11 protein-coding genes and 1 pseudogene are annotated in these 13,279 nt (G+C 71.8%); all 12 read right to left on the bottom strand.

The genetic code is table 11. From position 1 onward, the window contains the following. Positions 1-125 precede the first annotated feature (125 nt). Positions 126-1,427, bottom strand: coding sequence for a cell division protein FtsA (gene ftsA, locus GT007_RS16895; protein ID WP_160122830.1), 1,302 nt, complete (start codon positions 1,425-1,427; stop codon positions 126-128). Continuing rightward, entirely contained in the window at positions 1,424-2,326 is a 903-nt protein-coding gene (locus GT007_RS16890) for a cell division protein FtsQ/DivIB (protein ID WP_160122829.1), read from the bottom strand. The genes ftsA and GT007_RS16890 overlap by 4 nt, the downstream gene beginning before the upstream one ends. Further along, positions 2,316-3,233: a D-alanine--D-alanine ligase gene (locus GT007_RS16885; RefSeq protein WP_160122862.1), complete on the bottom strand. Its 918-nt coding sequence runs from the start codon at positions 3,231-3,233 to the stop codon at positions 2,316-2,318. The genes GT007_RS16890 and GT007_RS16885 overlap by 11 nt, the downstream gene beginning before the upstream one ends. Positions 3,234-3,315: 82 nt before the next feature. Next, positions 3,316-4,200, bottom strand: a complete 885-nt coding sequence (murB, locus tag GT007_RS16880; RefSeq protein WP_160122828.1) for a UDP-N-acetylmuramate dehydrogenase — start codon at positions 4,198-4,200, stop codon at positions 3,316-3,318. After that, entirely contained in the window at positions 4,197-5,636 is a 1,440-nt protein-coding gene (murC, locus tag GT007_RS16875; RefSeq protein WP_160122861.1) for a UDP-N-acetylmuramate--L-alanine ligase, read from the bottom strand. The genes murB and murC overlap by 4 nt, the downstream gene beginning before the upstream one ends. After that, positions 5,636-6,733, bottom strand: coding sequence for an undecaprenyldiphospho-muramoylpentapeptide beta-N-acetylglucosaminyltransferase (gene murG / locus GT007_RS16870; protein ID WP_160122827.1), 1,098 nt, complete (start codon positions 6,731-6,733; stop codon positions 5,636-5,638). The genes murC and murG overlap by 1 nt, the downstream gene beginning before the upstream one ends. Then, a complete protein-coding gene (locus GT007_RS16865; protein ID WP_236571719.1) occupies positions 6,730-7,860 on the bottom strand; it encodes an FtsW/RodA/SpoVE family cell cycle protein in 1,131 nt (376 codons plus the stop codon). The genes murG and GT007_RS16865 overlap by 4 nt, the downstream gene beginning before the upstream one ends. Continuing rightward, positions 7,857-9,209: a UDP-N-acetylmuramoyl-L-alanine--D-glutamate ligase gene (gene murD / locus GT007_RS16860; RefSeq protein ID WP_160122826.1), complete on the bottom strand. Its 1,353-nt coding sequence runs from the start codon at positions 9,207-9,209 to the stop codon at positions 7,857-7,859. The genes GT007_RS16865 and murD overlap by 4 nt, the downstream gene beginning before the upstream one ends. Positions 9,210-9,218: 9 nt before the next feature. After that, entirely contained in the window at positions 9,219-10,307 is a 1,089-nt protein-coding gene (gene mraY / locus GT007_RS16855) for a phospho-N-acetylmuramoyl-pentapeptide-transferase (protein ID WP_160122825.1), read from the bottom strand. Beyond that, the gene (locus GT007_RS16850) at positions 10,304-11,650 is read right to left on the bottom strand and encodes a UDP-N-acetylmuramoyl-tripeptide--D-alanyl-D-alanine ligase (protein ID WP_160122824.1); all 1,347 of its coding nucleotides are present in this window, start codon (positions 11,648-11,650) and stop codon (positions 10,304-10,306) included. The genes mraY and GT007_RS16850 overlap by 4 nt, the downstream gene beginning before the upstream one ends. Continuing rightward, the gene (locus tag GT007_RS16845) at positions 11,647-13,089 is read right to left on the bottom strand and encodes a UDP-N-acetylmuramoyl-L-alanyl-D-glutamate--2,6-diaminopimelate ligase (protein ID WP_236571718.1); all 1,443 of its coding nucleotides are present in this window, start codon (positions 13,087-13,089) and stop codon (positions 11,647-11,649) included. The genes GT007_RS16850 and GT007_RS16845 overlap by 4 nt, the downstream gene beginning before the upstream one ends. Then, a pseudogene (locus GT007_RS22230) lies at positions 13,076-13,279 on the bottom strand (hypothetical protein); the annotation flags it as partial. The gene GT007_RS16845 and the pseudogene GT007_RS22230, both read right to left, overlap by 14 nt.

The following is a 13,279-nucleotide window of genomic DNA, read 5'->3' as shown; positions in this document are numbered from 1 at the left end:
GTATCGCGAACCTAAAGAAATTTGACGATTCGTGTCTGCGTTCATGACCGGAAAATTCCCGTCATTCACCTTATCCACAGGAAAGCTTCGCAACGCGTTCGCGACTCCCCCCTTGCGCACCAGTCCTACCACCACCGCTTCAGCCAGTCACCGAGTCGGCGGAGAGTTCCCGCATGCGGCGCGGCCGCACCGAGGTCCATCACCGGGCGCCCGTGCCCACCAGCCCAATGCAGCAGACCGATGGTGGTTGCGAAACCGGGGCCCAGGGCCGTTTCCGGCAGGCCGCGCACCCGGTGCGGGCGCGCCACGCGGATCTGCGTCGCGGGCCGATCAAGAACCCGTGAGGCGAGCTCCGTCGCCCCGATCAGCTGGCTGGCGCCGCCCGAGAGCACGATGCGCCGCGTGGTGTCGCGGGGCAGGCCCGCGCCATCCAGCCGGTCGCGCAGCAGCTCGAAGGTTTCCTCCAGCCGGGGGCGGATGATGTTCACGATCATCCGGCGCGGCACCCGGGCCAGATGGTCGCCGGCATCGCCCACCTGGGGCACCGGCAGCATCTCGCCCTTGTCGTCGCCCTCCAGCGCGCTGCCGTGCATGGTCTTGATGCGCTCGGCATGGGCGATGGGGGTGGAAAGCCCGCGGGCCAGGTCGTTGGTCACGTGCCAGCCGCCGATCGGCAGCTGCGCCGTGTGCCACAGCTGGCCCTCGTTGAAGACGGCGACGGAGGTGGTGCCCGCCCCCATCTCGATCATCACGGTGCCCAGCTCCATCTCGTCGCCGTCCAGGCACGCCAGGCCCGAGGCGAAGGGGGCGCTCACCACCTCCTCCACATCCAGGTCGCAGCGGCCCAGGCACAAGGCGAGGTTGGCCAGCGCGTTCTCCGCCGCGTCCACCACATGCAGCCGGGCGGAGAGGTTGTCGCACACCATCCCGCGCGGGTCGGGCACGCCCGGGGTCGCGTCCACGGTGAAGCCCAGCGGCAGGGCATGGACCAGGGCGCGGCCCTCGGCCTCGGCCCGGCGGCGGCCTTCATGCAGCATGGCGGCGATGTCGATCTCGGTCGCGGCGCGCCCGCCCACCGGCCACTGCACGTTCAGCGAGCGCGACTCCGGCTGCCCGCAGGAGAGGTTCACGATCACCCCGCGCAGCTGCACATCGGCCATTTCCTCGGCCTGGGCGACGGCCGCGCGGATGGCGATCTCGGCCTCCGCCGGGTCGATGACGGAGCCGTTCTTGACCCCCGCCGCCCCCCGCCAGCCGAAGCCCAGCGCGCGCGGCGTGCCGTCGCTCTCGATGCGGGCCACGATGCAGACGATCTTGGAGGAGCCGATATCCAGCACCCCGAAATTGCCGCCGCGCGCCTGGGCGCGCTTGCGCATGCGGGCCGGCGCCTCGGCCTCGGGCGGGGAGAATCGAACGATCTGGTTCATCCGCGCGTGCTCCGGTTCGGGGGGGCAGGTGTGGGTGAAGAAGGGGCGGCGACAGGCTGGGGGCGCAGCACCAGCCGGTCCGGCAGGCGCATGTCGAGGGCCGCCAGCGGGCGGTCCAGCAGGCGCTCGCGGGCGTGCAGCTCGGCCAGGCGCTGGATGGCGGCGGCCTCCTGGCCCTCGGGCAGCAGCACATCGGCTCCCGAGGCCAGGCGCAGGTTCCACCGCCGTTCGGAGACCCGCACGGCGGCCTCCACCCGGGCGGCGAGGTCCGGCACGCCGCGCAGCAGGTCGATCAGGTTGGCGGCGGCGGTGTCGGCCCCCGCGCCCACCACCAGCGGCAGCGGGCCGAAGGCGCCGATATTGTCGGCCTGCATCACCCGCCCCTCGCGGTCGATCACCTGGAAGCGGCCGTCCTTCTGCCAGATCGCGAAGGCGCGGCGCTCGGTGATGCGCACCAGGATGGTGCCGGGCAGGTGGCGTTCCACATGGGCGCTGGCGATCCAGGCCGAGGCCTCCAGCCGCGCGCGGGCGGCGGCGGGGTTGAAGGCCAGGGTGCTGTCGCCCTCGGTCACGTTCAGGGCGCTCTCGAACACCTCGCGCGGGGTGTATTCGCGGCCCTCGACCAGGATGCGGTTCACGGTGAAGCCGGTGCCGCCGAAAGTGAGGGCGGAGGCGAGCTGGTTCAGCCGGGCGGCGGGGTCGGCCGCCATGACGCCGGCGGCCAGCAGGCCCACGCCGGCGGCCCCCATGGCGAAGACCAGGATGGGGCGCGCGGCCTGCCGCTGCCGGCGCCACCACATGCGCCAGGGGTTGGGGCGCTGGGGCGCGGGGGCCTGGGTGGCGCGCTGCGCGGGGACGTTGCGGGGTGCGCGCGGGGCCGCCTTGGGCTCACGTGCCATGCAGCGCCTCTTCCACCAGCCAGCGGCACAGTTCGGGGAAGCTGATGCCCGCATGCGCCGCCTGTTCCGGCAGCAGGGAGGTGGGGGTCATGCCAGGCTGGGTGTTCACTTCCAGCAGCACCAGCCGGCCGGGTTCGCCCGCCGTGTCGTCATAGCGGAAATCGGAGCGCGAGGCGCCGCGGCAGCCCAGCGCCTTGTGGGCGGCCAGCGCCACTTCCTTGGCCTGGGCCAGGATCTCGGGGTGCACGCGGGCGGGCAGCACGTGCTGGCTGCCGCCATCGGCGTATTTCGCCTCATAGTCGTAGAAGGCGAGATGGGTGCTGATCTCGGTCACGTTCAGGGCCCGGTCGCCCATCACGGCCACGGTCAGCTCGCGGCCGGGGATGAATTCCTCGACCATCATGCGGCCGTGCTTCCAGCTGCGCGCCACATCGCCGCGCCGGTTGTCGCCGGTGCGGATGATGGAGACGCCGACGCTGGAGCCTTCCTGGATGGGCTTCACCACATAGGGGCGGGGCAAGGGGTCCTGGGCCTCCAGCTCCTCGGGCGTGATTTCCAGGTGGCGCGCCAGCGGCAGGCCATGCGCCTTGAAGATCGCCTTGGCGGCGGTCTTGTCCATGGCGATGGCGGAGGCCCGGACGCCAGAATGGGTGTAGGGCAGGTTCAGCCAGTCCAGCACGCCCTGCACGCAGCCATCCTCGCCGAAGCGGCCATGCAGCGCGTTGAACACGGCATCGGGGCGCGGATGGGTCAGGGCGGAGACGAGCGCCCCCAGATCCTCGGTGACGTCGATCGGGCGCACGGCGAAGCCCGCCTGTTCGAGGGCGGCGATCACCTGCTCGCCGGTGGCGAGACTCACGTCGCGTTCAGCGGAGATCCCGCCGTAAAGGACTGCAACCTGTTTCATGTCACTCATGCGCGCCGGCGGATGACCGCCCGGGCGCCCCCCAAAACACTCTGCCGGACCATCATGCGGAACCCCTCCCGCATCACGCCGGCACCCCCAGGCGGATAATCTCCCAAATCAGCTCCGTGCCGCAATGCTCCTTGACGTGAGCGCGCACATCCTCGCCGAGTCCCTCGATATCCGCCGCCGTGGCGGTGCCGGTGTTGAGCAGGAAATTGCAGTGCTTTTCACTGACTTGGGCGCCGCCCCGGACCATGCCTCGGCAGCCCGCCGCGTCGATCAGCGCCCAGGCCTTCGCCCCCGGCGGATTGCGGAAGGTGCTGCCCCCGGTGCGGGCGCGCACGGGCTGGCTGGCCTCCCGGTTCGCGCGGATTTCGGCCATGCGCGCTGAAATCGCGGCGGAATCGCCCGGATGGGCGCGGAAGCGCGCCCGCACCACCACCCCGCGCGGCGGCAGATCGCTATGGCGGTAGCGGCAATTCAGTTCGGGTACGGAATGTTTTCGCAGGCCCGCGGCGGTGGCGATCTCCACCCAGTCCAGCACGTCCTTCACCTCGGCGCCGTAGGCCCCGGCATTCATCGCCACCGCGCCGCCGATGCTGCCCGGAATGCCCGACAGGAACTCCAGCCCCGCGAGCCCGGCGGCGGCGGCGTGTTCGGCCAGCACGGCATCCAGCGCTGCGGCGCCGGCGATGAAGCCATCCCCGTCGCGCTCGATGGCACCGAAGGCACCGCCGAGGCGCACCACCACCCCTGGCACCCCGCCATCGCGCACGATCAGGTTGCTGGCAGCCCCGATCACGGTCAGGGGCACGTCCTCGGCCAGCCCGGCCAGCAGGGCGACCAGGTCATCGGCATCGGCGGGGCGGAACAGGATCTCGGCGGGCCCGCCCACCCGGAACCAGGTGACGGGGGCCAGGGGGGCATCCCGCTGCACGCGCCCGCGCAGGGGGGGAAGGGCGATCATCCCCGGCCGGTCCCGGGGCGCGGGGCCTGCGGGCCCTGCAGGGCGGCCAGCTTCTCGGGCAATGCGTGCGCCCATTGGGTGATGCTGCCCGCACCCAGGAACACCACATAGTCGCCCGGCTTGGCGATGGCGTGGATCATGTCCGGCAGGGATTCGGGGCCAGGCAGCGGCACCACGCTGCGGTGGCCGCGCGCGCGCAGCCCCTCCACCAGCGCATCCTTGTCCATGCCCTCGATGGGCTGTTCGCCCGCGGCGTAGACATCGGCCACGATCACCGTGCCCGCATCGTTCATGCAGGTGCAGAAATCGTTGAACAGCGCTTCCAGCCGGGAATAGCGGTGGGGCTGCATCACCGCGATCACGTCGCGCGCGCCGGCCTGGCGCGCGGCCTTCAGCACCGCGGCGATCTCCACCGGGTGGTGGCCGTAATCGTCGATGATGCTGATGCCGCCCACCTCGGCCACCCGGGTGAAGCGGCGCTTCACGCCCTTGAAGCCCGCCAGCGCGGAGCGGATGGTGTCGTCCGGCACCTCCATCTCCACACCCACCGCGATGGCGGCCAGGGCGTTCTGCACATTGTGCGCGCCCAGCATGGGCAGGCGGAAGGGCTTCAGCCGGCGCGAACGGCCCGAGAGCCGGTCCTGCACCGTCACCTCGAAGGTCGCCCCCAGCCGGTCGGTCAGCAGCTTCTCCGCGCGCACATCGGCCTGCGGGGAGAAGCCATAGGTCACGATCCGGCGGTCCAGCTTCGGGATCATCGCCTGCACGCCCGGGTGGTCGATGCACAGCACCGCGAAGCCATAGAAGGGAATGTTCGAGACGAATTGCCGATAGCCCTCGGCCATCGCCTCCCCGGTGCCCCAATGGTCCAGGTGCTCGGGGTCCATGTTGGTCACGATGGCGACCGTGGAGGGCAGGCGCAGGAAGCTGCCGTCGCTCTCATCGGCCTCGACCACCATCCACTCGCCCTCACCCTGGCGGGTGTTGGTGCCATAGGCGTTGATGATGCCGCCGTTGATCACGGTGGGGTCCAGCTTCGCGGCCTCAAGCACCGCCGCCACCAGCGAGGTGGTGGTGGTCTTGCCATGGGTGCCGCCGATGGCGACGGACCATTTCAGCCGCATCAGCTCGGCCAGCATCTCCGCCCGGCGCACCACGGGCAGCAGGCGCTTGCGGGCGGCCTGGACCTCCGGGTTGTCGCGCTTCACGGCGGAGGAGACGACGACCACCTGCGCCTGGCCCAGGTTTTCCGCCGCATGGCCGACCGCGACCGGGATGCCCTGCTCACGCAGGCGCAGCACGTTCGCACCCTCCGCGATGTCGCTGCCCTGCACGGAATAGCCCAGATTGTGCAGCACCTCCGCGATGCCGGACATGCCGATGCCGCCGATGCCGACGAAGTGAATGGTGCCGATGGACAGGGGCAGGGCGCGCATCATGGGGTACCGATCAGGTTCAGGACCAGATCCGCCAGCTCCTTCACCGCGCCGGGGCGGGCGAGGGAGGCGGCGGCCTGGTGCGCGGCTTCGAGCCGTGCGGGAAAATGCAGGAAGGCGGTGATCTCGGCCGCCAGCCCCTCGGGCGTCAACCCCGCCTGGGGCAGGATGCGCGCGGCGCCGGCATCCGCCAGCACCCGCGCATTGGCCATCTGGTGGTCGTCGATGGCCCCGGGCAGGGGCACCAGCAGGGAGGGCCGCCCGGAACAGGCGAGCTCCGCGATCGAGGACGCCCCGGCGCGGGAGATCACGAGGTGCGAGCCCGCCAGCCGGCGCGCCACGTCGGGGAAGAAGGAAGACAGTTCCGCCGGCACGCCCATCATCTGATAGGCGGCGCGCACCTTGTCGATGTCCTCCGGGCGGACCTGCTGGGTGATCATCAGCCGCGCCCGCAACTCGGGCGGCAGGGCGGCGACGGCTCCGGGCACGAGATCCGAGAACACCCGCGCGCCCAACGAGCCGCCGAGCACCAGGATGCGCAGCCCGACATCGGGGGCGGGATAGGGCTGGCTGGCGAGTTCGACGATGGCCTGGCGCACGGGGTTGCCCACCACATGCACCCGGGCATTGGCGGGCACCCGGCTGGTATGCGCGAAGGAGAGCGCCAGCGCATCCGCGCGCGGGGCCAGCAGCCGGTTGGCGCGGCCGAGCACGCCGTTCTGCTCATGCAGCACCACTTTCGGCCGCCGCCCGCCCAGGCTGAAGGCCGCGAGTGCCGGAGGGATGGCCGGATAGCCGCCGAAGCCCACCACGGCGGCCGCGTCGATGCGCTTCAGGATGCGCCGGGCCTGCCAGGTGCCGGCCAGCAGCTGCACGCCGCCGCGCAGCGCGCGCCGGATGCCGCGCCCGGCCATGCCCTCGCCGCGCAGCACGAAGCGCTCGGCCTCGGCGAAGGCGGTGGAGACGAAGGCGGTGCTGCGGGCATCGGTGAACAGCACGATGCGGTGGCCGCGGGCCAGCAGCTCGGTGGCCAGGGCCTCGGCGGGGAACAGATGCCCGCCGGTGCCCCCGGCCGCGATGGCGATGGGGCGGTTCATGCGCCCTCATTCCAGCGGTAGTGCCGCCGCCGCGTCAGCGCCAGCAGCATGCCCATGCCCAGCGCGATGCCGATCATGGAGGACCCGCCATAGGAGACCAGCGGCAGCGTCATGCCCTTGGTGGGGATCAGCCGCAGGGTCGAGCCCATGTTGATGAAGGCCTGCAGCCCGAACTGCACCAGCAGGCCGGAGGCACTGAGCGCCACGAACAAATCCCGCTCCTTCGTCAGCCGCGCGAGGCCGCGCAGCACCACGAAGGCGAAGATGGTGATGACGGCCATGCAGAACATCAGCCCGTATTCCTCGCCCAGTACGGCGAAGACGAAATCGGCGTCGGCGTCGGGCAGGTGGGTCTTCACGGTGCCCTCGCCCGGGCCGCGCCCCCACAACCCCCCATTGCCGAAGGCCATCAGGGAGCGTTCCTCCTGCGTGATGCTGCCGGGGTTCGGGGCGGGCGGGTTCAGATAGGTGTCGATGCGCATGCGCACATGCCCGTGCATGAAATAGGCGAGCACACCCAGCGCCGCGGCGCCCACGGCGCCGATGCCCACCAGCATCATCGGCAGCCCGGCCATGAAGCACTGCGCCATGAACACGCTGACGATGACGACCAGCATGCCCACATCGGGCTGCTGCTTCAGGATGAGGGCGGCGATCAGCACCGGGATCACGGCCACCAGCATGGCGGCGAACTTGCCGTATTTCTGGCCCCAGACCATCAGCCAGGCGCAGCAGACCGCCAGGAACGGCTTCAGGAACTCCGAGGGCTGGATGGACTGGCCCAGCAGATGGATCCAGCGCCGGCCGCCCTTGATCTCCGTGCCGATGACCAGCGTCAGGGCGGTGAGGAAGATCGCCGCCGCGAGGCCCAGGAAGGCGAAGCGCACCACCCCGCGCACCGGCATCAGGGAGACGCTGACGATGATGCAGATGGCCAGGGTGGGGAAGAACAACTGCCGGAAGGTGGCGGCGGCGGCCGACAGGTCGCGCATGCGGCTGCTGCCGGTGGCGAGCGCCATCAGGCAGCCCATGATGATGAGCAGGAACAGCGCGCCCATCGTCCAGCGGTCCACCCCCCACCACCAACGGCCGAGCGTCGAGGTGTCGGTGCGCGAGACATCCATCATGCGGCCCCCATCTGCTGCACAAGGGTGCGGAAGCGGTCGCCCCGCTGGTCGAAACCGGTGAACTGGTCCCAGCTGGCCGCCGCCGGGGAGAGCAGGACGATATCGGCCGCCCCCGCCCAGGCGGCCGCGGCGGCGGCGGGCAGGGCCTGTTCCAGCGTGTCCAGCACGGTGTGGGGCACGCCCTCCCGCGCCAGGGTGGCGGCGAATTCGGGGCCGTCGCGCCCGATCAGGAAGGCATGGGCGATGCGGCCGAACCAGGGCACCAGCGGCTCGATGCCGCCTTCCTTGCCGGTGCCGCCCGCGATCCAGACCACCTTCGCGTGGCTGGCGAGCGCCCGGGCGGTGCTGTCGGCGTTGGTGGCCTTGCTGTCGTTCACGAAGCGCACGCCGCGGATCACGCCCACCTGCTCATGCCGGTGCGGCAGGCCGGGGTAGCTGCGGATGGCGGCGGGCAGGCCCGCGCGCGGCACGCCCAGATGCAGCGCCATGGCGGCGGCGGCGGCGGCGTTCTGCGCGTTGTGCGCGCCCGGCAGGGTGGGGGCCTCGGCCAAATCCATGATGACGCCGGCATCGTCGCGCAGCACGCCACTCTCGGCCCAAACCCCGCCCGGGCAGGCATGCTCGCCCGAGACATGGATGGTGTGCGCCACGAGGCCCGAGACCTCGGCGGTCATGGCGTCGTCATCGCCCAGGATGGCCAGGTCGTCCGGCGTCTGGCTGGCGAAGATGCGCAGCTTGGCGGCGCGATAGCCCGCCATGTCCCCGTGCCGGTCGATATGGTCCAGGCTGAGGTTCAGCATCACCGCCGTGTTGAATCGCACATGGGCGATTCGTTCCAGCATGTAGGAGGACATTTCCAGCACATACACGCCGTTGTCAGGCAATATGGGCATGGAAAGCGCCGCCGTGCCCAGGTTGCCGCCCACGGCCACCGGCACGCCCGCCTGTTCCAGAATGTGCCCCAGCAGCGCGGTGGTGGTGGATTTGCCGTTGGTGCCGGTGATGCCCGCGAAACGTGCCCGGCTGCCGGAGGCCCGGACGGCCTCGAACAGCAGCTCCACATCCACCACGATCGGCGCGCCGCAGGCGCGCGCGGCTTCGGCGGCGGGGTGGATACGCGGGCGGATGTGCGGAATGCCCGGGGAGAGCAGCAGCGTGTCGAAGCCGCCCGCCACGGGCTCGGCCACGGTCAGGCCGGCGCGCTCGGCCTCGGCGCGGGCGTTCTCCTTGTCGTCCCAGGCGGTGATGGCGGCCCCCCATTCCCGCAGCCGCAGCGCCGCCGGCAGCCCGGCCTTGCCCAGCCCCACCACGGCGATACGCCGGCCCGCGAAAGGGGTGAAGCCGCTCATCCCAGCCTCCTACCGGATCTTCAGGGTCGAGAGCCCGACCAGCGCCAGCACCATGGCGATGATCCAGAAGCGGATCACGATGGTGGGCTCGGCCCAGCCCTTCTTCTCGAAATGATGGTGCAGGGGCGCCATCAGGAACACCCGCCTGCCGGTGCGCTTGAACCAGAACACCTGGATGACGACCGACAGCGTCTCCACCACGAACAGCCCGCCCACGATGGCCAGCACGATCTCATGCTTGGTCGCCACCGCGATGGCGCCGAGCGCCCCGCCCAGCGCCAGGCTGCCGGTATCGCCCATGAACACGGCCGCCGGCGGCGCGTTGTACCACAGGAAGCCCAGCGAGGCGCCGATCAGCGCCGAACAGAACACCGCCAGCTCACCCGCGCCGGGCACGGCGTTCAGCTGCAGGTAGTCGGCGAAGATGCGGTTGCCCACGAGGTAGGCGATCAGCGCGAAGACCGCCGCCGCGATCATGACCGGCACGATCGCCAGCCCGTCGAGGCCATCCGTCAGGTTCACGGCGTTGGAGGAGCCCATCATCACGAACATGGCGAAGAGGGGAAAGGCGAAGGAGAGCGGGATCAGCACATCCTTCAGGAAAGGCACCGTCACGCCATCGGCGATGGCCGGCGGCAGCAGGAAGTGCATCCAGATCGCGGAAAGCAGGCCAATTCCCGCCTGCGCCACCAGCTTGGTCTTGCCCGACACGCCCTTGGTGTTGCGCTTGGTGACCTTCAGCCAGTCATCCATGAAGCCCAGCGCGCCATAGCCGAAGGTGACGATCAGCACCGCCCACAGGAACTGGTTGCGCAGATCCCCCCACAGCAGCACCGAGACCCCCAGCGCGAACAGGATCATGACACCGCCCATGGTGGGGGTGCCCTTCTTCTCGATCAGGTGGCGGGCGGGCCCATCCTCGCGGATCGGCTGGCCGCCGCGCTGGAAGCTGCGCAGCCAGGCGATGATCCGCCCGCCGAAGACCAGCGCGATGAACAGCGCCGTCATGCAGGCCGCCCCCGCGCGGAAGGTGGTGTAACGGAACAGGTTGAAGAGGATGAAATCCTCAGCGAAGCGGCCGAAAAGGAACGGGATCATGAAGGGGCGTCCAGGGCCTGGATGATGGTGGCCATGCGCATGCCGAGGCTTCCCTTCACCAGCACGGTATCGCCGGGCTGAAGGGCCGCGCGCAGCAGGGGCGCGAGCGAAACGGAATCGGGCGCTGCCGCACCCTGCCTGTCAGGGGGCAGGTCCGCGAACATGCCCCCCATCAGGGGGCCGCACACATAGACGAGGTCGGCCGCCGCGGCCACCGCGGGCGCCAGCGCCCGGTGCATGGCTGGGCCCTGCTCGCCCAGCTCCAGCATATCGCCCAGAACAGCGATTTTCCGGCCCTGTTGCGATGCCAGAACGGAAACCGAGGCGCGGACCGACGCCTCCGACGCATTATAACTTTCGTCCATCAACAGGATGGAGCCGCCCCGGGGCAGGGGAATCGACCGGCGCAGCCCGCGCCCGGCGCCCGCGCCGAAGCCCGCCAGCGCCTGGGCGGCGCGCCCGGCTTCCAGCCCCAGCGCGACCACGGCACCCAGCACGGCGCAGGCATTCAGCGCCAGGTGCCGCCCGGGGGCCGAGAGGGCGAGGCTGATCTGCCCTTGTGGCGTGGCGATGCGGGCGGTGCCCGATTCCGGGGCGGCCGTGTAGTCCAGCAGCCGGATATCGGCGCCCGGGGCCTCACCGAAGGTCAGCGCGCGGGGCGCGCGGGCCAGCAGCTCCGGCAGGAAGGGGCTGTCGGCGGGCAGGATGGCGGTGCCGCCGGGCTCCAGCCCCGCGATGATGTCACCCTTTTCGGCCGCGATCTCCGCCTGGCTGCCCAGCCGGCCCAGATGCGCGGTGCCGATGTTGGAGATGATGGCGACATGCGGCCGCGCCAGCCGGGCCAGGGGCGCGATCTCGCCCCGGTTGTTCATGCCCAGCTCATTCACCGCGAACACCGCGTCGCGGGGCGTGTTGGCCAGGGTGGCGGGCACGCCGATGTGGTTGTTGAAGCTGGCGCTGGCGGCGTGCGTCAGGCCGAAGGCCGAGAGCGCGACCCGCAGCATCTCCTTCGTCGTGGTCTTGCCCACGCTGCCGGTGACGGCCACGAAGCGCGCCCCGCTGCGGGCGCGGGCGGCGGCCCCCAGCGCCGTCAGCCCGGCCAGCGTGTCGGGCACGATCAGGCAGCGCGGGTCCTCGCCGTGCTCCACCAGGGCGCAGGCGGCGCCGGCGGTGAAGGCGGCGGGGACGAATTCATGCCCGTCGCGCGCGGCCTTCAGCGCCACGAACAGGTCGCCCGGGGCCACCTGCCGGCTGTCGAAACCCACCCGCTGCACCGCCACCTCGGCGGCCAGGGCGCCGCCGGTGGCGGCACGCAGCTCGGCGCTGGTCCACAGCGCGGTCACGCCAGGCACTCCCGGATCACCTGGGCGTCGTCGAAGGGGGTGGTCACGCCCCGCACGGTCTGGCCGCTCTCATGCCCCTTGCCGGCCACGACCAGCACATCGCCCGGGCGCAGCAGCGCCAGGCCATGGGCGATGGCGGCGCGGCGGTCGCCGATCTCCAGCGCCGCCGGTGCCTCGGCGCGGATGGCGGCGCGGATCAGGGCGGGGTCCTCGCTGCGGGGGTTGTCGTCGGTGATGATGGCGATATCCGCCAGCCGGGCGACGATGCCGCCCATCAGCGGGCGCTTGCCCGGGTCGCGGTCCCCGCCCGCGCCGAAGGCGCAGATCAGCCGGCCCGTGGTGTGCGGGCGCAGGGCGGTCAACAGGCGCTCCAGCGCATCGGGGGTGTGGGCGAAATCGACATAGGCGGCGGCGCCGTTCGGGCTGGCCGCCAGCTCCATCCGGCCGCGCACGCCCTTCAGGCGCGGGATGGCGGCCAGCGCCGCCGCGGGCGCGGTGCCAGAGGCCACGGCGAGTGCGGCGGCCAGCAGCGCGTTGTCCGCCTGGAAACGGCCGGGCAGGGGCAGATGCAGGGTCTCGCGCGCGCCGAACCAGGCTATGTCCAGCGCCAGCCCATCGGGCAGCGGCCGCGCCCGCAGGATGTCGATATCGGCGCCCCCGGCCCCCACCGCCAGCAGCCGCAGCCCGCGCCGCGCGGCGATGGCCAGCAGCGCGTCGCGCGTTTCGCCGTCCATTTCCGTGCTGTAGGCGCCGGGCCCGCCCTGGGGCAGCAGCGTGTCGAACAGGCGCAGCTTGGCGGCGCGATAGGCCGCCATGGTGCCGTGATAGTCCAGATGGTCGCGCGTGAGGTTGGTGAACCCCGCCGCCGTCAGCGCCACCCCATCCAGCCGCCGTTGTTCCAGGCCGTGGGAGGACGCCTCCATCGCCACATGCCCGATGCCGGCGCGGGCCAGCGCCGCCAGCGTGTTGTGCAGCAGCACGGGGTCGGGCGTGGTCAGGCCCGGGCCGGTCTCGAAGCCCGGGGCCAGGATGCCCAGCGTGCCGATGCTGGCGGCGTGCCCGGCACCCCAGATCTGGCGCAGGAAATCGGCCGTGCTGGTCTTGCCGTTGGTGCCGGTGACGGCGACGGCCACCCCGGGCTGCGGCCCCGCGAGGCGCGCGGCCATGCGGGCCAGCGCCGCGCGCGGGTCGGCGGCGGTGATCAGCGGGCGGGCGGGCACATCCTGGGGCCACACGGTGCCCTCGGGCGCCAGCACGGCGGCGGCACCGGCCGCGACGGCGGCGCCGATGAAGGCGCGGCCATCCAGCTTCGCCCCCGGCAGGGCGGCGAAGACCGCGCCCGGCCCGGCCTGGCGGCTGTCCGCGGTGATGGACGTGACGGCGGTGCCGGCATCCCCGGCCGCGTGCGCGATGCCGGCGGTCAGCTCATCGAGGCGCAAGCTGCGGATCCCCCGAGACGATCGGATGGGATGCGAGCGTGACGCGGGGGCCCGGCACGATGGCATCGGTCCGGCGGATGGTGGGGGTGGCGGCGGGCTCGAACCCGGGGGGCGTGGCCGGGCGGCGGGGCGCGGGGGCGGCGGGCGGCCCCGGGGGGGTCAGCTGCCGCACGCCGGTGGCGGGGGCGGT

It is taken from the genome of Rhodovarius lipocyclicus, from assembly GCF_009900765.1.
Lineage (GTDB): Bacteria > Pseudomonadota > Alphaproteobacteria > Acetobacterales > Acetobacteraceae > Rhodovarius > Rhodovarius lipocyclicus.
This window is presented reverse-complemented; position numbering and strand designations above follow the sequence as displayed.

What these genes read in the sequence shown, in the direction of transcription:
- GT007_RS16885 (WP_160122862.1), bottom strand. Translation starts at nt 3,233, where the DNA reads ATGAAACAGGTTGCAGTCCTTTACGGCGGGATCTCCGCTGAACGCGAC.
- mraY (WP_160122825.1), bottom strand. Translation starts at nt 10,307, where the DNA reads ATGATCCCGTTCCTTTTCGGCCGCTTCGCTGAGGATTTCATCCTCTTC.
- GT007_RS16865 (WP_236571719.1), bottom strand. Translation starts at nt 7,860, where the DNA reads ATGATGGATGTCTCGCGCACCGACACCTCGACGCTCGGCCGTTGGTGG.
- murB (WP_160122828.1), bottom strand. Translation starts at nt 4,200, where the DNA reads ATGATCGCCCTTCCCCCCCTGCGCGGGCGCGTGCAGCGGGATGCCCCC.
- murC (WP_160122861.1), bottom strand. Translation starts at nt 5,636, where the DNA reads ATGCGCGCCCTGCCCCTGTCCATCGGCACCATTCACTTCGTCGGCATC.
- murD (WP_160122826.1), bottom strand. Translation starts at nt 9,209, where the DNA reads ATGAGCGGCTTCACCCCTTTCGCGGGCCGGCGTATCGCCGTGGTGGGG.
- murG (WP_160122827.1), bottom strand. Translation starts at nt 6,733, where the DNA reads ATGAACCGCCCCATCGCCATCGCGGCCGGGGGCACCGGCGGGCATCTG.
- ftsA (WP_160122830.1), bottom strand. Translation starts at nt 1,427, where the DNA reads ATGAACCAGATCGTTCGATTCTCCCCGCCCGAGGCCGAGGCGCCGGCC.
- GT007_RS16890 (WP_160122829.1), bottom strand. Translation starts at nt 2,326, where the DNA reads ATGGCACGTGAGCCCAAGGCGGCCCCGCGCGCACCCCGCAACGTCCCC.